This is a genomic window from Candidatus Dorea massiliensis AP6 (genome assembly GCF_964245105.1).
GTDB classification, from domain to species: Bacteria; Bacillota; Clostridia; order Lachnospirales; family Lachnospiraceae; genus Laedolimicola; species Laedolimicola intestinihominis.
In genome coordinates, this window is sequence record NZ_CAXTKW010000011.1 from 117,173 (window position 1) to 136,662 (window position 19,490).

Annotated in this window: 28 protein-coding genes; all 28 read left to right on the forward strand. The window is 50.9% G+C overall.

The features are described 5' to 3' along the window. Positions 1–2 precede the first annotated feature (2 nt). The 28 genes from cpaB to ACESZP_RS12585 all read left to right on the forward strand — a co-directional run bounded on the left by cpaB (position 3) and on the right by ACESZP_RS12585 (position 19,434). Positions 3–842, forward strand: coding sequence for a Flp pilus assembly protein CpaB (cpaB, locus tag ACESZP_RS12450; RefSeq protein ID WP_003499634.1), 840 nt, complete (start codon positions 3–5; stop codon positions 840–842). A 27-nt stretch (positions 843–869) separates the two neighbouring features. Beyond that, positions 870–1,664 (forward strand): CpaE/TadZ family protein, encoded by a 795-nt coding sequence (locus ACESZP_RS12455; RefSeq protein ID WP_003499635.1) that lies wholly within the window; start codon positions 870–872, stop codon positions 1,662–1,664. After that, a complete protein-coding gene (locus ACESZP_RS12460; RefSeq protein ID WP_349175861.1) occupies positions 1,657–3,033 on the forward strand; it encodes an ATPase, T2SS/T4P/T4SS family in 1,377 nt (458 codons plus the stop codon). Before ACESZP_RS12455 ends, ACESZP_RS12460 begins: the two co-directional genes overlap by 8 nt. Further along, a complete protein-coding gene (locus ACESZP_RS12465) occupies positions 3,034–3,966 on the forward strand; it encodes a type II secretion system F family protein (protein WP_499709151.1) in 933 nt (310 codons plus the stop codon). It abuts the gene before it with no gap. Next, the gene (locus ACESZP_RS12470) at positions 3,963–4,841 is read left to right on the forward strand and encodes a type II secretion system F family protein (protein WP_003499638.1); all 879 of its coding nucleotides are present in this window, start codon (positions 3,963–3,965) and stop codon (positions 4,839–4,841) included. The genes ACESZP_RS12465 and ACESZP_RS12470 overlap by 4 nt, the downstream gene beginning before the upstream one ends. Before the next feature lie 185 nt (positions 4,842–5,026). Further along, positions 5,027–5,173, forward strand: a complete 147-nt coding sequence (locus ACESZP_RS12475; protein ID WP_006873413.1) for a hypothetical protein — start codon at positions 5,027–5,029, stop codon at positions 5,171–5,173. Positions 5,174–5,234: 61 nt separating this feature from the next. Beyond that, entirely contained in the window at positions 5,235–5,456 is a 222-nt protein-coding gene (locus ACESZP_RS12480; protein WP_003499639.1) for a DUF6133 family protein, read from the forward strand. An 83-nt stretch (positions 5,457–5,539) separates the two neighbouring features. Then, positions 5,540–5,887: a hypothetical protein gene (locus ACESZP_RS12485; RefSeq protein ID WP_003499640.1), complete on the forward strand. Its 348-nt coding sequence runs from the start codon at positions 5,540–5,542 to the stop codon at positions 5,885–5,887. 56 nt (positions 5,888–5,943) lie between these two features. Beyond that, positions 5,944–6,351 carry a zinc-finger-containing protein gene (locus ACESZP_RS12490; RefSeq protein WP_243139228.1) on the forward strand — a complete coding sequence of 136 codons (408 nt, stop codon included), beginning with the start codon at positions 5,944–5,946 and terminating at the stop codon, positions 6,349–6,351. A 16-nt stretch (positions 6,352–6,367) separates the two neighbouring features. Then, positions 6,368–6,949: a sigma-70 family RNA polymerase sigma factor gene (locus ACESZP_RS12495; protein WP_050624190.1), complete on the forward strand. Its 582-nt coding sequence runs from the start codon at positions 6,368–6,370 to the stop codon at positions 6,947–6,949. A 60-nt stretch (positions 6,950–7,009) separates the two neighbouring features. Next, complete coding sequence (locus ACESZP_RS12500) at positions 7,010–7,705, forward strand: hypothetical protein (RefSeq protein WP_003499643.1); 696 nt, start codon at positions 7,010–7,012, stop codon at positions 7,703–7,705. A 2-nt stretch (positions 7,706–7,707) separates the two neighbouring features. Beyond that, positions 7,708–8,166 (forward strand): hypothetical protein, encoded by a 459-nt coding sequence (locus ACESZP_RS12505; protein WP_308459193.1) that lies wholly within the window; start codon positions 7,708–7,710, stop codon positions 8,164–8,166. 172 nt (positions 8,167–8,338) lie between these two features. Further along, positions 8,339–8,947 (forward strand): hypothetical protein, encoded by a 609-nt coding sequence (locus tag ACESZP_RS12510; protein ID WP_003499645.1) that lies wholly within the window; start codon positions 8,339–8,341, stop codon positions 8,945–8,947. Positions 8,948–9,240: 293 nt separating this feature from the next. Next, entirely contained in the window at positions 9,241–9,642 is a 402-nt protein-coding gene (locus tag ACESZP_RS12515; protein WP_003499646.1) for a single-stranded DNA-binding protein, read from the forward strand. Between the two features lie 116 nt (positions 9,643–9,758). Then, on the forward strand, positions 9,759–10,574 hold the full coding sequence (locus ACESZP_RS12520) for a hypothetical protein (protein ID WP_395591034.1): 816 nt from the start codon (positions 9,759–9,761) through the stop codon (positions 10,572–10,574). 45 nt (positions 10,575–10,619) lie between these two features. Further along, positions 10,620–11,693 carry a DUF932 domain-containing protein gene (locus tag ACESZP_RS12525; RefSeq protein WP_006874318.1) on the forward strand — a complete coding sequence of 358 codons (1,074 nt, stop codon included), beginning with the start codon at positions 10,620–10,622 and terminating at the stop codon, positions 11,691–11,693. Between the two features lie 38 nt (positions 11,694–11,731). Beyond that, a complete protein-coding gene (locus tag ACESZP_RS12530) occupies positions 11,732–12,565 on the forward strand; it encodes a hypothetical protein (protein ID WP_395591032.1) in 834 nt (277 codons plus the stop codon). Between the two features lie 103 nt (positions 12,566–12,668). Continuing rightward, positions 12,669–13,208 carry a sigma-70 family RNA polymerase sigma factor gene (locus ACESZP_RS12535; RefSeq protein ID WP_195628369.1) on the forward strand — a complete coding sequence of 180 codons (540 nt, stop codon included), beginning with the start codon at positions 12,669–12,671 and terminating at the stop codon, positions 13,206–13,208. A 63-nt stretch (positions 13,209–13,271) separates the two neighbouring features. Next, entirely contained in the window at positions 13,272–13,517 is a 246-nt protein-coding gene (locus ACESZP_RS12540; protein ID WP_003502009.1) for a hypothetical protein, read from the forward strand. 104 nt (positions 13,518–13,621) lie between these two features. Further along, a complete protein-coding gene (locus ACESZP_RS12545; RefSeq protein ID WP_395591074.1) occupies positions 13,622–14,305 on the forward strand; it encodes a YkgJ family cysteine cluster protein in 684 nt (227 codons plus the stop codon). Positions 14,306–14,340: 35 nt separating this feature from the next. Beyond that, positions 14,341–14,769, forward strand: coding sequence for a DUF6809 family protein (locus ACESZP_RS12550; RefSeq protein ID WP_117497638.1), 429 nt, complete (start codon positions 14,341–14,343; stop codon positions 14,767–14,769). Further along, positions 14,762–15,247 (forward strand): hypothetical protein, encoded by a 486-nt coding sequence (locus tag ACESZP_RS12555; protein WP_117497636.1) that lies wholly within the window; start codon positions 14,762–14,764, stop codon positions 15,245–15,247. The genes ACESZP_RS12550 and ACESZP_RS12555 overlap by 8 nt, the downstream gene beginning before the upstream one ends. Before the next feature lie 175 nt (positions 15,248–15,422). Beyond that, positions 15,423–15,962, forward strand: a complete 540-nt coding sequence (locus ACESZP_RS12560) for a decarboxylase (protein ID WP_499709152.1) — start codon at positions 15,423–15,425, stop codon at positions 15,960–15,962. Further along, a complete protein-coding gene (locus ACESZP_RS12565; RefSeq protein ID WP_499709153.1) occupies positions 15,959–16,504 on the forward strand; it encodes an adenylosuccinate lyase in 546 nt (181 codons plus the stop codon). The genes ACESZP_RS12560 and ACESZP_RS12565 overlap by 4 nt, the downstream gene beginning before the upstream one ends. Beyond that, on the forward strand, positions 16,501–17,595 hold the full coding sequence (locus ACESZP_RS12570; protein WP_118024180.1) for a DUF4313 domain-containing protein: 1,095 nt from the start codon (positions 16,501–16,503) through the stop codon (positions 17,593–17,595). Before ACESZP_RS12565 ends, ACESZP_RS12570 begins: the two co-directional genes overlap by 4 nt. Positions 17,596–17,702: 107 nt before the next feature. After that, positions 17,703–17,915, forward strand: a complete 213-nt coding sequence (locus tag ACESZP_RS12575) for a hypothetical protein (RefSeq protein ID WP_499709154.1) — start codon at positions 17,703–17,705, stop codon at positions 17,913–17,915. A gap of 128 nt (positions 17,916–18,043) precedes the next feature. Further along, the gene (locus ACESZP_RS12580; protein ID WP_050624176.1) at positions 18,044–18,751 is read left to right on the forward strand and encodes a DUF4313 domain-containing protein; all 708 of its coding nucleotides are present in this window, start codon (positions 18,044–18,046) and stop codon (positions 18,749–18,751) included. A gap of 26 nt (positions 18,752–18,777) precedes the next feature. Next, entirely contained in the window at positions 18,778–19,434 is a 657-nt protein-coding gene (locus ACESZP_RS12585) for a hypothetical protein (RefSeq protein ID WP_243034104.1), read from the forward strand. Positions 19,435–19,490 lie beyond the last annotated feature (56 nt).

The window sequence follows — 19,490 nt, forward strand, 5'->3', positions numbered from 1 at the left end:
TTATGAAACTCAATAACCGATTCATCTTCGGTATCCTTTCTCTGCTGCTGGCGGCGGTTATCGCCTTTGTGGCACTTCCAACCATCGCCCGTCAGACCAATGGAAAGGAGGAAATCGTCCGCATTACCCAGCCGGTATTGAAAGGCGAACAAATCTCGTCAGAAAATGCCGAGGTGGTTGAGGTAGGCGGCTATAACCTCCCCTCCAACATCGCCCATCAGCTCTCTGATGTAAATGGTCTTTACGCTACCGCCGACTTGGCTGTGGGTGACTATATCCTTACCAGCAAGATCAGCTCTGTACCGGTTTCGTCCGATGTGGCGCTCAACAGCATCCCTTCCGGTAAGGTCGCTATCTCGCTGACCGTTAAAACACTTGCTTCCGGCCTCTCTGACAAGCTTCAGCCCGGTGACATCATCCGTATTTACCACTTTCTTGATACGGCGGCCGAAGTACCGGAACTGCGTTTTGTCAAAGTATTGTCCGTCACAGACTCAGACGGCATCAATGTGGATAATGCCAAGGAGCCCACGGAGGATGAAGAAAAGCAGCAGTCAGCCACCATCACTGTGCTGGCAAGCCCTGAACAGGCGAAGATCATTACCGGTCTTGAAAATGACGGCGTAGCTCATGTGGCTCTTATCTCCCGCAACAATGACAAACTGGCAGATGAGCTGCTTGCCGAGCAGGATAAGACTCTGCAGGAAATCTACTTCCCCGAAACTTTGATTGAGGAAGAAGCTGCAGATGCGGAAAATTCTGATGTTGAAAGTGAACCCCAGGAAACGGAAACTGCAGAGTCTGCACAATCCACTAATGAAACTGCACCCTCGGCAGAATAATCAAATCAAGGAAGGAGGATCTTCGTTATGGGTAAAGTTATCACCGTCTGGGGAAGCCCCGGCAGCGGCAAATCCATGTTCTGCTGTATTCTGGCCAAAGCCCTGACCCGGGACAAGCGGAAAGCCATCATTATCAATGCCGATATGAATGTCCCTATGCTGCCGGTCTGGCTACCGGAGCAGATCATCCAGACCAATACCTCTATCGGCCAGGTTTTGAGCAGTGTGGAGATTGATACATCTCTGGTCGCCAGTCATGTGACAGTGCTGAAAAACTATCCCTTCATTGGGATGATGGGCTATGCGGCAGGAGAAAACCCGCTGAGCTACCCAGAGGTCAAATATACCATGGTACTGCAGCTCATTCATGCTGCCGCCAAACTGGTAGATTTCGTCATTCTGGACTGCAGCACCAGCATGACCAATGTGTTCACTCCCGCCGCCATTGAAGCCGGCGATGTGGTCATCCGTATCCTCACCCCGGACCTAAAGGGCATCAACTACCTGAAAGCCCATCAACCTCTGCTTGTGGACGAGCGCTTCCGGTTTTCTGAGCATATGACATTCGCCGGTCTGGCCCGTCCCTTCCACGCCTTGGATGAAATGGGCTATATCATTGGCGGGTTTGACGGCCTGCTTCCCTACAGTAAGGAGATCGACCGCTGTGCTACCGAAGGCGGTATGTTCAAGGCTATCACCTACTGTAACCCCAAATACACTGCTTCACTGAACAAGGTACTGGAAATTCTGGAGCAAATGGAACTGGCCGAACAGTCAGAGGATGATGCAGCGTATGAATGTGAGGAGGATGCCGATGAGTAATTTGAATGATATATTCTTCACACCGGCCGCCAATCAGGAGCTGACCTATGACCAGGTACTAGAGGATGTACAGCGGTATTTTGCCGAAAACCATGCCTCCACCATTGCCGAAGCTGGGGAAGGCAATGCAGAGCGTGCCACAAGTCTGCTCAAAGAACTGATGGAACACTACATTGTCAAGCGAAAGTATGCCCTTGACGGGCTCTCTACAAAAGAACTGTGTTCCAAGCTCTATGAAGACATGGCCGGCTACTCCTTTTTGAAGAAATGGATCTATAAGCCCGGTGTTGAGGAGGTCAACATCAACGCCTACAACGACATTGAAGTGATCGAATCCAGTGGGCGTAGCATCAAGATCCCTGATAAATTCAGTTCGCCCCAGCACGCCATCGATGTGATCCGCAGGATGCTCAACGCCTGCGGCATGGTCATTGATGACACCATGCCCAGCATTGTGGGATTTCTGGACAAGAACATCCGTATTTCGGTGGATAAAACTCCCATTGTGGATGCGGATGTAGGCGTCAATGCCTCCATCCGTATTGTCAACCAGCAGACCGTCAGTGAAGAAAAACTGCTGAACTCCGGCAGTGCCACTGCTGAAATGCTTCACTTTCTGACTGCCTGTATCCGATATGGGGTGTCCGTCTGCATTGCCGGCTCCACCGGCTCCGGCAAAACCACGATCATGGCCTGGCTGCTGTCCAATGTGCCCAATAACCGGCGCCTTATTACCATTGAAGAAGGCAGCCGCGAATTTGATCTGGTCAAGCGGGATGCGCAGGGCAATATCCTTAATTCCGTAGTACATCTGCTGACCCGCCCCAGCGAGAACCCTGCGTTGAACATCAATCAGGATTTTCTTCTGGAGCGGGTGCTGCGTAAGCATCCAGATGTCATCGGTGTAGGTGAAATGCGGTCAGCGGCAGAAAGCCTGTCCGCAGCCGAAAGTTCCCGTACCGGCCATACTGTATGTACCACTATCCACTCCAACTCCTGCAACAGTACTTACCGCAGGATGATGACCCTTGCCAAACGCAAGTACAACATGGATGACTCCATCCTCTTGCAGATCATGGTAGAGGCGTATCCCATCATCGTCTTTACCAAGCAGCTGGAGGACCGTTCCCGTAAGATCATGGAAATCATCGAGGGCGAGGACTACCAGGACGGGCGGCTGATCGCCCATTCCCTATACAAATATGAAGTGGAAGACAATGTAACTGATGACCGTGGTGAAACCCGTGTGGTGGGGCACCATAAAAAAATCGGCTTGATCTCCGATTCCTTAAAGAAAAGGCTATTGGACAATGGCATTTCCAACAAGGAATTGGACGAATTCATGCAGCCGCCAAAGGAGGTGGGGTAATTGCAATGGATCTATCTTATCTGTTTTATCCTGATCAGTGCTGGGCTTTTGGCTCTGTTTGGTGTGAAGCCGGGTGATTTTATTGATGCCCTCTTCCGCTCCCAGCGAAAATCCGCCACCTTGTCGGATGAACTGAATGTTCTTCTGGGCACACCAGCCAAGGGCTTTTTTAATCAGGATTACGAACTGAAACAGATCTTGAAGGGCACCGGACGGGCGGACCGCTATGAGGCAATAAAACGACTGTCTCTGATCCTGTTCGCTGTGGGGGCTGTACTTGCCCTTTTGATTGGGAATGTGTACATGGTGCCCATTCTGGGTATCGGTTTTTCCCTTATACCAATCTGGTATCTGCGCAGCACTGCCGCCAGCTATAAAAAGCACCTGAATGAAGAACTGGAAACCGCTATTTCCATCATCACGACTTCCTACCTGCGCACCGAGGATCTGATCCGTTCTGTCAAGGAAAACCTGCCCTATATCAATGAGCCGGTAAAAGCCAACTTTGAAGCCTTCGTTTATGAAGCGGAACTGATCAATGCCAACATCACCAGCGCTATCAACAGCCTGAAGATGAAGATTCCCAACCGGGTCTTCCATGAATGGTGCGGCACCCTCATCCAGTGCCAGTCCGACCGCAGTATGAAGAATACCCTTCCTACCATCAACCAGAAATTCTCCGATGTGCGTGTGGTGCAGTCGGAACTGGAGGCAATGATGCAAGGGCCGCGGCGTGAAGCCATCACCATGATATTTCTGGTTATCGCCAATGTGCCGATGCTCTATTTCTTGAATGAGGATTGGTTCCACACCCTTATCTTCACCACACCGGGCAAAATTGCACTGGCAATCTGTGCAGCCATCATCCTGTTTGCGCTGACCCAGATTATGAAACTGAGCAAGCCCATCGAATATGGAGGTGATAGCGTATGACCTTTCTGGCGCTCATCGCCATCATCTTCTTCGGTTTTGCTGTCTACAACCTGACCTGTGCCTTTGTGGACATCCCGACCAAGAAGACCTCACAAATGATGATGCTCTCCCGCAAACAGCAGGGCACCAAAAATGAAAAGCTGCTTGATGTCTATGTGACAAAAATCGCCGGTTGGATCGCCCCTTATTTGCGGCTGGACCGGCTCAAGCGCAATAAGGTGCAACGCGCTCTGGACATTGCAGGTCTGCAGCTTACCCCGGAGGTCTATACAACCAGAGCCTGGGTAACTGCAGGGGCAGTTGGCCTGTGTGCCATCCCCATGGCATTTCTTATTCCGCTGCTGGTACCTATTTTGATTGGCCTTGCGGTAGCGCTGTGGTTTTCAACCTACTATGCAGCCTTTGATTTTGTTAAAAAGCGCCGCAAACTGATCGAGGGAGAGATCCCCCGATTTGCTTTGACCGTCGGCCAGAGCCTTGAAAATGACAGGGATGTACTTAAAATTCTGACTTCCTACCGCCGTGTGGCTGGGAAAGACTTCGGCGCCGAGCTGGATCAGACCATTGCTGATATGAAGACCGGCAACTATGAAAATGCCCTCATTCGATTTGAAACCCGCATTGGCAGCCCCATGCTGTCCGATGTGATCCGTGGCCTGATTGGTGTCCTGCGCGGCGATGATCAGCGGATGTACTTCAAAATGATTACTTTCGATATGCGCCAGATCGAGCAGAACAATCTGAAGAAGGAAGCTGCCAAACGTCCCAAAAAGATTCAGCGTTACTCTATGATGATGCTGATTTGCATTATGATTATCTATCTGGTGGTGCTCTGTACCGAGGTTATGAGTTCGCTCGGGGCGTTCTTTGGCTAATTGGTATCCGACCCGGTACTTCCGGGCGTTTTCATACCTGCTCCTCATATGGAAGACAAATACACAGGGAGGTGAGCGTTTGTACCCAAGCGATTTTCCATAGCGACAGGCACATTATTTCCATTGGTCCTAACTGAGCCGGTCTGTTTCATCAGCCCGGCTTCATTTTTTACAGGAGAATGCCTATGCCCAAAAAGAAATTTTATCCGCCGAATGATACCGGCACCAAAAAACGCCGATTTCGTTGCTTGCTGTTCCAGCGGCCTAAAGCATATCCGAACCGGCCCCGTTCCAACAAAAACAATCTGATCAAGCCTATCCGCCGCGCTTAACAGACGGTGGACTTGATATACCTACCCAACCACAAATCAAACACATAACAGGAGGTTAACCATGAGAAAATTCACGACCCGTATCTATACCAAAGCCAACTATCTGCTCAACCGCGGCCGTATGGCATTGTCCAATCAGCGCGGCGATTTTTACATTTCGGATGCCGTCAAGATCATTATCGCCGTAGTTTTGGGTGCGCTGCTCCTGGCGGCTCTGACCCTCATCTTCAACGATACGGTCATCCCCCGCATCACTGAAGAGATTGAAAGTCTGTTCTCCTAAGCACCAAATCAGGGGCCAGTTTGCAGAACTTCTGCAGCTGGCCCCTTTTTTATTTGCAGATAACGACTAATGGAGGTGAAAGCATGAATCAAAAACCGTGTCAGTTCTATTCCTTTCTGCAGGCAGTCCGGGGTAACTGGCGCAACGCCCTGTTCATCCGCTGCAGCGGTTCACTTTGTCCAATGATCCGGCAGGCATCCTGTGAGGGGTTCCTGATGGCAGCAGACGCAGGCTGTCAGCCGATCTTTCTGTCCGTCCAGACAGTGCGGAAGCTGAGTGGAGAAGCAGTGGACCCCGAAGAATGCTCTGCAATTCTGGAGTGCCGCTCGTTCCGGACTGCTTATACCAAGTTTCTGGAATGGCATACCTCTTCGGACCATGTATGTCCGTTTTTACAGCTATGCCCAGACCGGGATACCTACTTCGGATGATTCTGCCTGTTAAGACGCAATGCCGCCGTCATCGGCGCGTAATGGAGGTGATTTTATTGAAACAAAAGCAAATCAAATGTCCTTATTGTCATGCTCACGCTTCTCTTCGGCCTGCAAGCCTTGTGTATGGATCTACTCCACAGACCAGAGGAAAATTCCTGTATGTCTGCGACAGATGGCCGGCCTGCAATGCCTATGTCAGTGCTCATGAGCGCACATTGCTCCCCATGGGGACACTGGCGAATGGCGATCTGCGCCACAAACGCATTCTGGCCCATCGTGCCCTAAAAAAACTGCAGCAGGACTGCCATATGGAAAAATGGGAGGTCTATATCTGGCTGCAAGCCAAACTGGGGCTTGATGCACACCAGACCCACATCGGCCAGTTTTCCGAATATATGTGTGAGCAAGTCATTTCCCTCTGTCAGCAGGCTCCGGCGTACACATCCGGGCGTGCTGCCTGAACGGAGGTGAAGCCTGATGAAGCAAAACTTTAAGCTTACCAAAGACCAGCAGACACTGGTAGAAAAAAACCTATCCATCGTTCACTGGGTCATTGTCAACAACATCCATGTAAATCCCGGCATCTGTGGTCTGGAGTACGGAGATCTGTTTCAGGAAGGATGCCTGTGGCTCTGCAAGGCCGCTTTTACCTACAATGCCGGACAGGCGCAGTTTTCAACCTACGCCAAAAAGGTTGTGAAAAATGGACTCCTCTCCTACTGCCGAAAAATCTGTAGTCAGGGGCGGCACATCAGTCGGCTGATCATCGGAGAACAGGGCGAGCTGGCCGCAGATGGAGAGCAGGTAGACCAGCCGGATGACCATTTTGACTCCCACCTTTCTCGTCTGGAGACCCTTGATCTGCTGGAAGCCAGCAAACAGAACTATCAGGGCGTTGCCAGACTTGGCATCGAAGCACTGGCGCTGAAGGTTCAGGGAATGCGCATTACAGACATCGCCGCCCTCTATCAAGTCCCTCCTTCCCATGTGGGCGCCTGGATCTCCCGCTCCCTGGAAAAACTTCGCAATGACCCTGACTTTTTAACCTGCCTGCTTTGATCTGTTGAAAATCAGCATCAATAACAGTAAGGGATATGTATAAAAAGGAGGTATCGAAATATGGCAATCAAAACCCTATACACTGCGGTCGGCCGGTTTGAACGAAGGACAAACGGCTGCAACCGCAGTTGTCCAATCATCCTGTTAGGCGGTCAGGAGTACATGGCCGATATGCAGGAAATGGTGATTTGGAGCATGCTCAACTGGAGAATCCTGCGCTGGGATGACATCGCACAAGAATACGAAAAGCTAGCCACCGCATCCGGTTACTGTACCGAGCGTTCTTGGGAAGACTGTACAAACCGACTGCTTACCCGCGGTCTTCTGGTATCCGGCAGCGGTGAAACAGAATACGATGCTCTGTATGACCTGCTTGGTTCGCTCAGCATTATCCCAACCAGCGGACCGTTCTTCCTCCGGCTCGCCTCTTTTGTCAAGCTGACGCTGCTGGCACATGTTCCGGTATCCGCTGCGCGGAAACTGTTCCAGAAAGATAAACGCACCAAATACGAAGTTCTGGTCATGCGCCTTGCCGGCCAAGCCCTGCTCTCCACTGCAGAGATCATCAAGTGCATAGATAAAAATATTTCCCGCCTCCCCAATGAATGTGCGCTTTTGGATTCCCTCTACGGAGATGAAACGACCACCAGTGACAACATTGCCAGCATGGTCAAAATCAGCCAGAGCAGCAAGCCAGTGACATTAGCCGTTGCCAATCTTTATCTGCGGCAGCAGATTATCTTTGAGAGGGTATGAGCATGATGAAACAATGGACTCTTTTTCCCACCGTATTGCAGCGAAAGTTTCTGCTCACTCTGCTGGCCGGAATCGCCAGTGCGGGAATCAGCGTCATCATCTGCGTGGCGACTAAAGATCATATCCTGCTGGCATTGGGGATTGTCGTACTCTGCGCCTGTCTTATATCCTGTCGATGGATCTGGGCGACTGCAGCACATAAGAACTACGAGGTAGTGGAAGGCATCTGCGCCGGTATCAGTACACCTATGCTCCGCCACTACCGCAAAGTACATCTGATAGACAGCCATGGTATAGAGATCACACTGCTTCTCAGTAAATCGGCCCGGCTTAAAATAGGCGCACCCTACCGATTTTACTTTCAGAAAGGGGCGCGGCCTGCCGTGGGAAATGACTATCTGGACGCAGCCCTTTCAACGAACAGCTTTTTGGGCTATGAAGCAATCAGCGAGCCGGAGTAACATCCCGATCCGTCCTCTGAATCCTAAAAATGCGAGGTGGTTTTGAGCCACCTCGCTTTCTTAAAGGGCATTTTGCAAATCACAATGACCAACGCCTGATTTCCTTATATTTTGCAGAATACATTCCTTCTGTCCCTATTTATTGGGTAGATCAAGGAAAGGAGGGTTTCCTATGTATAAGCCCCATACCATCGAACAATATAAAGTCTATCGCTTTCTGGAAGAAAACTTTGCGCTGGAGCATTTCCTGCTCGCTCCTTTGTCGCGCTTCGGACTGATGCTGGAGGACAAAACCGGTGAAAAAATCGCGTTTGCCTTTCTCAATGACTGTGTACAGGAAATACCTATACCAGCTCCAGCTGCTCCAGAAACAGTAATCGCTTTTCTAAAGCAATTCCGCAGCCTTACGCCCCGCCCAGTCGTCCATGACTTTGAAGCGCTGACCCGCTGGTGGCTGGACAATCCCAACCCGCTTACCTACCAGCAGGCACTTGGTATGTCCGATGATCTCTACCACCATTTTCTGTCCCATCCTTTGATCAGTGAAGATGACGCCCTTCGGCTGGCACGCAAAGGACTCGTTACCGAATCGGAATATAATGACCTGCAGCTATGGTATTTCAACGGCCATACAATGTCCTGCTGGTTTGGTCCTCTGGGAGTAGATGGCACCGGAAGCCTATACGGCCTGACCTTTGACTATCAAACGGCATCCCCAACAAAGACTCAGTTCTACCTATTGGATGACTACTACCGCGTTATGAACCATCTTACAGAGTAAAACCTTTTCAACTACTACATATCGTACTTGTCGCTGGCTATAAATCTATATATAGTGTTTTACATCTTGACAGGCACAAGATGCAGTGCTATACTGTATCTGTAATTGATTTTTGTGCGTATCCCATTTGGGAATACAGGTCTTTTTGATCTGTACCGTAGGCCAAAAGCCTGCATTGCACACGCTGTTAAGTTTGTATGCAAGTGTCAGTGATTTTTTGCGCCCTTTTAGGGTCGAAAAACTGCTGGCACTTTTTTATATAGATAATAATGCCAATGGCAGAAAGGAGTGTTATGGCACAGATTTTTGTGTTCGGGCGCGTCATGAACGACCTCGTACCCAAAGAAAGCCAGTCCAAACAAAGCTATGTATGCTTTGATCTGATGGAACGCACCAAAAACTGGACGCAGTTCTATCAGGTGTGGGCCTGGGATGCAGATGTCACCCGGCTCATGCAATTCAAGGTCAAAAAAGGCAGTATGATCTGGCTTGCCGGCTCACAGCGGCTGGTAGATGTTCGCATGAAGGACGGCAAATTGGAAAAGAAACTGAAGGTCAGTCTAAATGACTTCGGTTTTCTCCCCAAACAGCCCGCCGCGGCGAACAGACAAGAGAATGACCCGGACATTACGGCGGAACCCGCACTGCCTCCCGCGGAGGTATTGGACGGTGACCGTGAATCCCTGCCGGAGTAGTTTACTTCGGCTCCTAAGAGGGACCGTATCAAGTTTTTCAGAATGAAACTGAAAGCTTGGTGCGGTCCCTCTTTTTTTGTTTTCCAACAAATTCAGAAAAAAGGATGGTATCAAACATGAATAATGACAAAGGACTTTTGAGCGGCAGCATCACGATCCTGATTGGTGCGGTCATCGCAATTATGGCTCTGGTACGTGGGCCCTGGCAGGTTTGGCTGCTTCTGGGCGTTTTCACTCTCTGGGGACTGTGGGTAGTTTTGATCCTGCTTCTCCCCTATATGCAGCAGGCTAAACGGCATCGCCAGCGTCAGCAGCGCACCAGACAGCTCCATGCAGAAGGCCTCCAAACAAGAAGTTTTGAGATCCCTGACCTGGGCAGCACCAGCTCCGATGAACTGCTGGTTCGCCACACCAACCATCGTATTCTGGCATATCTGCGCTCCGCTTATCCGCAAGCCACCTTCGAGTGGTGTGAAAAGCAGCCGGAGCAGCTGATCCGCAATGGCGGTACCGGCCGCATCCGTGTGTTTGGTATTGACGAGTTTGATCACGCTGATGTGACATTGGATCAGAATGCCAATATCGAATGCGATATGGTCAAGATCGTTCCGCTATCCAAGGTCGGCGGAGAAACAAACGAGGATGATGCAACACCTCCGAACAGGCAGCCTGTTGATCCCCGTATCTGGTATGAAACGCAGGGACGCTCTGTACTGGAAGCACTGATCTCCGACCTTAATTCCCGCGGGCACAGCAAACTTACGCTTCGGGAAGACGGTGATATCTGCATTGAGCAGGGCGAAGATGCCGTTTCTCAGGAGCATCTGAACAACTTTCCCCAAAAGGTCTACTGGCCCCGACTGGCAGAGGTTCTGGAAAGCAATGGTCTGGCGGCTGAAGTCACTGCCCAGGGCATTCAGGTATCCTGGTAATGCTTCTGCTGACAAGGAACACAGAGAAAGGAGTGAACTTGACGAATGAAATCAGGACTTACCATCGTGGAAATGGCACAGCAGATTGAACGCCAATCCAAACTCAAGCAAGACTATTTGCTTGATACCAGGCGACTTCAAGTAGAACCTTTTGGTTCTCAACTTTATCTCCACACCTTTGATGACCACGATGACCCACTGGTGGAGCCATTGGAGATCAACCAGATCGCCCATCGGCAGATCGGCACACATCTGAAGATTCCGGCTGCTTACTATGACCGTATGCTTTCCGATTATCCGGAACTGCTGGCAGAGAATGTGAATTCCTGGTTCCAGCGGGAACCGACCCAGCGTATGGTCCGCACCCTGGATGGCACTGTACGGGCGTTTTTGAGCAACCGCTATCGCCGCATTGACAATCTGGACATTGCAGAAATCGTCCTTCCTGTCATTCAGCAAATGGAGGACGCCTATTTTGAAAGCTGCCAGATCACGGACAGCCGTATGTACATCAAGGTAGTCAACAAGCGGCTTGAAGCCGAAGTTGTACCCGGTGACATCGTACAGTCCGGCGTTATCATCAGCAATAGTGAAGTTGGACTGGGTTCCGTCAACATCCAACCTTTGGTCTATCGGCTGGTATGCAGTAACGGCATGGTCGTCAACGATGCCCAGACTCGCCGCACTCACATCGGCCGGGTCAATGAGGCAGATGAAAACTTCCAACTGTTCTCACAGGAGACATTGGCCGCTGATGACCACGCATTTGCCATGAAGATCAAAGATACCGTGATGGCCGCCGTGGATGAAACGCGGTTTACACGGGTAGTTGGCATGATGCGTGAAGCCACAACCGTTCAGATGAATACCACTGATATTCCCGGCGTTGTCCGTCTGGCAAGCAAGGATTTCAATATTACCGAGGAAGAAAGCACCGGCGTTCTGCAGCGTCTGATTGAAGGCAAAGATCTGACCCTCTATGGGCTATCCAATGCCGTAACACGCTTTAGTCAGGATGTGGACAGCTATGACCGCGCCACTGCCCTGGAGGGGATCGGATACAATATCCTGTCCATGCCCCGACAGCAGTGGAACCGTATCAATCAGATGGCCGCCTGACCATCTGCAACCATCACAATTTTTAAGGAGGAACCACTATGTATAATCAGAACCGCGATTTGATGAAACAGGAAAAATTCATGCTCCCCACTATGATCGAAGGCGATTTCAGCGCCGAGGAACTGGCTGAGGACGCCGATGGTCTGCAGATGAGCTTTCAGCGTGTCAAGATTCCCGCCGGCGGCACACTCCAATTTGAGATGCCGTCCGATGATCCGGACAATCCCGACTATGAAAAGACTCTGGTAGGCGTCATTCTACATAACCACGCCACCTGCGCCTACTGGCCGGCTGGCAGCGAATATGACGACGATACCACGCCGCTTTGTTCTTCTGTGGATGGCAAGGTTGGCATCGGCACTCCCGGAGGCGCCTGTGCTGCCTGCGTGATGAACCGCTTTGGTTCTGCACCTGATGGCAGTAAAGGAAAAGCCTGTAAAAATATGCGTGTGCTCTACCTGCTTCGCAGTGGTGAGTACATGCCTCTGCAGGTAAATCTGCCTCCTACCAGCATCAAGCCCTTCAAGGAATTTCTGAACCGAGCCTTCATGCTCCGCCGCCGCGCCACTTACGGCAGCATCGTGCAGATTGGCCTCAAGCGTGAGAACAACGGCACCAATGACTACAGTGTTGCTACCTTCAAACTGCTGCAGGATTTCCAGGGCGAGGAGCTGGCTCAGATTCGGGCTTACGCCAACAGTTTTAAGGAGCAGATCAAACTCCTGCTCCAGCAGCGTGCCGAGATCACTGAGGAGCAGCGCGACACCGGCTGCGATTATGTAGTCGAGCCTGGCGCCATGACCAACGAGCCGGCAGACGGTCACTATACTGTCAGCCAGATCAATGGTGACTGCGAGCAGCTGCCCGCATAAGTATTCTGATGTGGTCTGCGCCACATGACACATGAACAAAGGGATGCCTTCGGTTTAACACACCGGAGGCATCCCCCTTTTTTTATTTTAGGAGGAAAACACAATGTTATGTGAAGTACCATTAACCAAAGAACAACAGACATTTGCCACCGCCCATCATAGCCTAGTCTATAAGTTTCTGAACGAAAACCGGCTGCCGGAAGATGAATTTTACGATGTAGTTATTTTCGGCTATCTGAAAGCTGTTCGGGATTATTTTTCTGATCTCACTGCACAACAGTTTACTTTTTCCACCATTGCTAATCGTAGAATGAAGTTCTGCTTGTTCGATTACTTCCGCACCCAGGAGCGCCGCAAGCGCAATATGGAGGTTCTCAGTATTCATGTCGGATTATATCCCGATGGTGCGCCTTTAGAAGATACCATTCCTGCTCATGACCCAATCATGCAGCAGTTAGAAATGGATCTTCTGCTCCACGAGCTGGCTGGCAGAGTATCCAAGCAGCAAATGGACATTGTTCATCTGAAACAGGGCGGCTATGGTATCCGTGAGATTGCCCGCACCCAGAAGGTTCCCATGCGGCGCATTAAAGAGTTGCTAGCTGAAGTCCACGATGTGCTGCTGGACATTTGCTATGGATGAACCCATTACAGATAAGAAATACCCTTACATCCACATTTTCAAAAAGATTGGAGGTCAAACCGAATGAAGAAAGAAAAGAAACAGATCGTTTTGAATGGCTCTCTGCTGCGTCCACTGTCTGTTGGGCGAGGTGCGCTTCTGCACGCCGGAGGAAACATCTACCACACTTCGCGTGTGGTGGCGATTCTGGAGGAGTCGGAGGATTGCGTCCGTTTTGAAACGCAGAACTCCCACTACCATCTCTCCATGTCCCCTTTTCCGCTGGCGGCTGTCAGTCCGCTCCCTGTGAGATTGGCCGCATGTGCGTGAAGGGGCTGTAAATGGATTGGAACAGCCGGCTCCCGCTGACTATTCCACAAGTTCTGGCCGTGGCGGATACCATTCCGTCACGGCTCTTTTTATGGAGGAACAAAATGAACGAAGAAATCATGAATGAGATCCAACCAGTCCACCCCAAAGACCAGTTTACCTTTTCCTGCCGTCAATGCGGGGCGTGCTGCCGCAATATCGAAGGTTGTGTAATGGTGGAGAGTCTGGACGCCTACCGTCTGGCTCGTTACCTCCGGGCAAATGGTGAGCCCATCGAAAGAATAGATGATTTCCTGTTCCGCTACTGCGAACCGGAACCACTGACCGAGGAAGGCTTCCCCATCTATATGCTCAAGACCAAAGCCCCAAACGGCTCCTGCATCTTCCTTACAGATGGGCGCTGTTCCGTCTACCCTGCCCGTACCCGCACCTGCCGTATTTATCCTCTTACCGTAGGTCCAGGGGAGCGTGGCCGCGATTTTGAATACTGCCTGTGTCTGGACCGGCACCAGAGCCACTTTACTGGCAGCCGGGTATCCGTCAAAGACTGGCTGTATCAGAATTTTAAGCGGGAAGACAAAGAATATGTGAAGCGGGAATATGAGATTGCCACCGAACTGGGCAAACTGATGCGCGCCATTGACCCTGCCATGCGGCAAGGTGTTGTATTCAAGGTACTCTACTACCGCTATTACAATTTTGATTTGGACCAGCCTTTTCAGCCTCAGTATGAGCAGAATAACCGGCACCTGTTAGCAGACCTGCACCGGATTGCCGGGGAACAGTAAAAGGCAAATGGCTTTTAGAAAGGGGGTCTTATTCTATGAATTTACACGAAACAGCGATGGGACAAAAATTTTTTAATGTTCAGCTCCCCGCACTGATCAATACACTCAAAGATATTGCGGCGGCGCTTTCCCGCCCTGCACCATCTGCTGTATCCTTTCCGGCAGACCCACATTTTCTCACTTCGCTCTATTACGGCGAATATGAAGCAGATGTGTTCAAGCCTGATAAACGCCTCGCGCCTTTTAATCAGGCAGTACAACAAAAAGAAAGAGCGTTGCTTCCGCTGCTCTCCAACGAGGCGTCCATCGCTTTTGAACAGTATCAGGCTGCGGTACAATGCCGCAATTCTGCTGTATTGGAACAGGCATACGCCTCTGGCTACCGTACCGCTGTGCAGATGTTTGCGGCAGGCTTAGGTCCTCAGCCGCCAGTACCGGAACATGGGGAGGATCGCAATGGATGAGAACAGACTGCCCGAACTGCCCCAGGATATTTTTCGGCCAATGATCGCCCAATCAGTCCAACTGGAACAGTTTTTGGGGGAAGAACTGCTTTTTTGCTTTCGGGATTTTGATGGTGTCCATACCTTCACTACCTGCTATGGCGATATCTACAAAATTGTCAATGCACTGCGGGATTATATCCGGCTTCTGGAAGCGGTGTGCGACCAGTGGGAGCTGACTGGATTCCATCGTGCTACCTATGAGTACCATGCAGAAAAGCTGCGTAAAATTGCGGATAAACTGCAAGCCGGTATTGGCTACGACTATGACAAAGCCGTGGAGCGATGCAAAAAGAAACGAGCCCGAAAGTCCCACAGCAGCGATGTCGGGGAAGATGCCCTTCTGCTGACGGTACGGGCTGCCGGCAAGTCCACTGACAATGAAAAGGAGGCTGCACCTTATGAGGAAGATACCCCTTGGGAACCTGAACTCGAATAACCCTATAAAAATATCTGCTAAAAAGTATCATGCAAGCGTTGCCCGGCAATCCCCCAGAGAACGGAACCGATTGCCGGCCTGCAAGCGCTATGCGTTTGTCCACGCCAATGTGCATGAGCACTGCCGCCACTTCCGGCGCGGATAACCGCCCGGAAGTTACCCACGGAGGATGCCTATGGAACGAGATGAACTACGCACCACTTTAGTGAACCATCTGGAAACCCTGCGGCGCAATCTGCAGGTTGTATCCATGGAGGTGCTGAAAACCAAGTACAAAAAACCATTTGATGCCTTGCGGCAAGACATCTGTAAAGCCGCTACCGCCTATACCCGCTTTCTTGTATTTGACGGTATGAAAATCAAACACAAATACTTTGATGAGGCTGTACCCTATATCGATGCAGCTGTGAAGCAAACCAAACGGCTCAAACAGATCTCAGATGCTGCCTTTCAGCGTCAGGATATTGACGAGATCGAATCACTCGCCCTTGCCCTGCGCAAAGAGATAGAAGCAGCCCTGCAGCCCTTCTATATGAGCCATATGTGCCTTTATGTGACGCCGGAATGCTTTGACGATCCGCCCAAGACGCCGGAAATCTACAACGATGCAACTGCCTGTGTCTGGCGGGATGGTACATGGCAGCTCCTGGAGGATACCAGCAAAGGGTTCCTGCTTTTTGTTCAATCCAAATCCAAGGAGGAAGCTGCCGCATGAAAAAGACATCTCAGCAATATCTAAACAGCGAAGCACACGGTTATCTCATGGAGGCCAAAGCCTGTAAGCTCTTACTCAAAGACTTGGAGCGCATCCGCGCCAAGCTCAGACGACACATCGAAAAGGAAGCCGCAGACCGCAAGACAGAATTTGAAGCAGCTATGGAATACCATAGCGAAAGCGACATTCAGGAAGCCTACGGCTGGGACTTCATCAGCGAACAGCAGTATGGGCGCTATCTGGAGTTATTCCGTCAGGGGCGCAAGGCGCTTGATGAACACAGCCCCACTGTTACAGAGCTGGCCCTTTCCATCCTGAACCACATCTTTCAGGATATTGATCGAGACTGCCGCCAATGCGAGTTTGAAGCGCTGTCGCCGGAAGAACAGCTTGCCGAGTTGAAGCGTGCTGAAGAATCCAAGCAGGCATGGGGGCAGTATATCGCCAGTCTGAAAGAAATGGTCGGCTCTATGACTGGAAAGACCAATGACCACACTGCGTCAAAAAATGCAGCAACTATACACAAGGAGGATGCAAAATGAAAATTCACGAAGATCGTTCTCATATGAATATTGATACCAGATGGTTTGAAAAAGGCTATGCCAAAGAAGACGTCCACTCCCTACGCCTGCAGTCTCTATGCACCGAAGCAGAGGCAGCAGCAAACAAACAGTTTTATGACAGCCACACCCGCGAAGAATGGGAGCAGTATATCCGTCAGGCAAGTTTGGAGAGCAGCGCAGCAATGAAACCCGTCATGGAAGCCATCGCACAGGACTTTGTCTGCTACCAGTATGACGAAAATATCCCTGTGTCCTATGGCAGCGACCGATGGGATCTGTACTTCTGGTGTAATCCCTTTAACGGCGCCGCAGACGCATCCGAACGGGATTTCTCATATTTCACGCTGACCTTTAACGAACGTCAGACGCTGGAGAAACGAAGAAAAGTCTGTCAACAGGTGCTGGATCTCCTATGCTCACGCTTTCAGGAGCATCCTAATCTCGATGTAGCCGTACAGTATTCCATATGGTTTGACCATCCAAAGATCCACGATGCGGTGGAGCGCGCAAAGCCCCGTCTGCATGGCCTGCGCTGTATTCAGGACCAAAAAGAAGGAAAGCTGCTCCTGCAGGACGGTGCCCTGCTCTTCAAACCAAAATACGCAAAGAAATATACCCGCACGCTGAGCCAGAGCCAGATTTTGTCCCTTAGTTGGGAACTGGGCGTAGAGGACGGAGAGCCTGATACCGATGCTGCACCTGTTACCTTGCCTTACAAGAAATTTGGTGCCACGCACCCCATCCAGCTGCAGGTGACTTCCTACCTGAATGGAAACCTTGCCATACAAATGGTGACATGGGAAAGCGGTGACCCGGAACCCTGGGCGACTCTCACCGTCAACCTGCCCGGCCAACGGCAAAAAGACCATGCCTTTATCGACACCAATGCCGATTCGGAATTTCCCACCTGGCTCATACGACATGGTCTGGCCATCCCAACCGGTCGCACCATGCAGAGTGGGTTCTGCACCTATCCTGAATATCGTTTTCGTGCCAACCGGCTGCAGGAGCTGGACCCGGAAGGGTATGCAGGCTACTTGAAAAACTTTGAAAGGCGGTGCAGCGCATGAAATATAAGGCAGTTTATGATGTACTGAATGAAAGGCGGCAGACTACCCCCGGTTTCTGTTACCATGACCGTAGCGGCTGGCGTGCTTACTCCCAAACCTACATGACCATGCAGTGCCCTTTATGGATTATTGCTGAAGATGCTGCCACGGGCAGGCGTCTGTGGATTACCCAGGAGGGCACCCGATTTAGCATTTCCATTCGAAGGATGGATGAACAGGGGCGTAACTATGGCCCTACCTATCGCATTACTTGTGAAAACAGGACAAAGCTGGCTCAGGTTCTGCGCTATCAGTTCGAGTCAAAGACTTTGGCTGTGTAGCTGACGATGACCAGAGAGGAACTGCATTCCTCTCCCTGCTCCGGTTTCCTTGTCCGGAACACACACTAAGAAGCACCGGCAATCTGTATTTTTGCAGGCGTCCGGTGCTTCTTTGGAGGAAAACGCTTATGAATACTCTCGCATTTACGCTGGGCGAACACCGAGCCCAGCTGACTTTGAAAATCAGTACATATCCCAACGGCAATCTCGCCATCAAACTTTATGAAAAGGATCACAGCATCCTGATTTTTTGGGAAACCCTTACCACCAACTTAACCGGAATCCGCCCCGACCACTGCGCTTTCATCAATATAAAAGCCGCAGACGGACTTTTTCCGGTCTGGCTGTCAGACAATCACCTTGCGGAACCTACCGGGCAAATTCTTGAATCGAATGGCTGTCTTTACCCTGAATACCTGTTTTATGGCAAAGAACTGGACGCCCTGGACCATGAGGGGCACACCCTCTACATCCGGCATCAGAAAGGCGAGCTGGGGCGCCGCTTTGAGCGGCTATATCTTGCCCTGCGCCGGCTGGCACGAGAAATCAATGGGTTCAGCTACACTGATTACAGCGGCTGGCGGCGTCCAGATGGGGTTTCCACCACCCTGCCCCTCTGGATCGAGGCGTCTGACCCTTCTCATGGCCGCAAATTCATCTTCACACAGAAAGGACCCGCACTCCAGACTACCATCCGCTATGCCGATGGTACGAAAAAGCAGCGCATCTACCGGCGTAAAGAGGACATGGCTGCCGAACTGATGACCATGTTTCAGGAGGAATTGCGTGTCTACCCTCCCTGGTCTGAAGACCGGAGGAATCGGTACGAATATTAAAGGTAGTAAAATAGGAGGACATCATCATGAAGATCCGTATCTATCCCCAATCCCTGTTGGAAACCGTATGGCAGCAGGACAAACTGCTGTTTACCCCAGAGGCAGCGCAACCACCCTTGTGTCTTCGGTGTGGTCAGCCGCTGGACCGCAGGCTGGTCATCAACGCCCTGAGCCGCTATGCAGATGTCCATATCTGCGAGGCGTGCGGTATGGATGAAGCCCTGCGTGATGCCAACCGTTGCCCTCTCCCTCTAACAGAATGGGCGGCTGTCAAAAACGGTTTGAGCCAGCAGCAGACCGATTTTGAGGATCCGCTGCTGACTACTTCCTGCACCTTTGAAGATCTGTTTCAGCAAGGCTCCCGTCCTGCCAGCGAGATAGCCTATTCCCGTTCTGATTATGATGGATGGAAATGGTGGACCACCTGGCATCAGTGCCAAAAGGATACGCCTGTTCTGGAAGTTGCCCGTGAAATTGATGCTTTCCAGAATGCGCTGTTCCAACTGCCGGAGTTTCGGAATTTGGACACCCTGACACGGTTCTGCCGATGGTACGCCCAGCCCACCAGCGAGCCCACCGAATTCAATCTGTATTCGGAAACTGCCCACTTTTGTATCTGGCTGCGGCTGATTACCCGGCATCGAGATTATAATGTCTATGTTCATTACTATCTGAAAGGTTAAAAATTTACAACGCACCGGATACAGTATGCCTATCGGCTCTGTATTCGGTGCTTTTT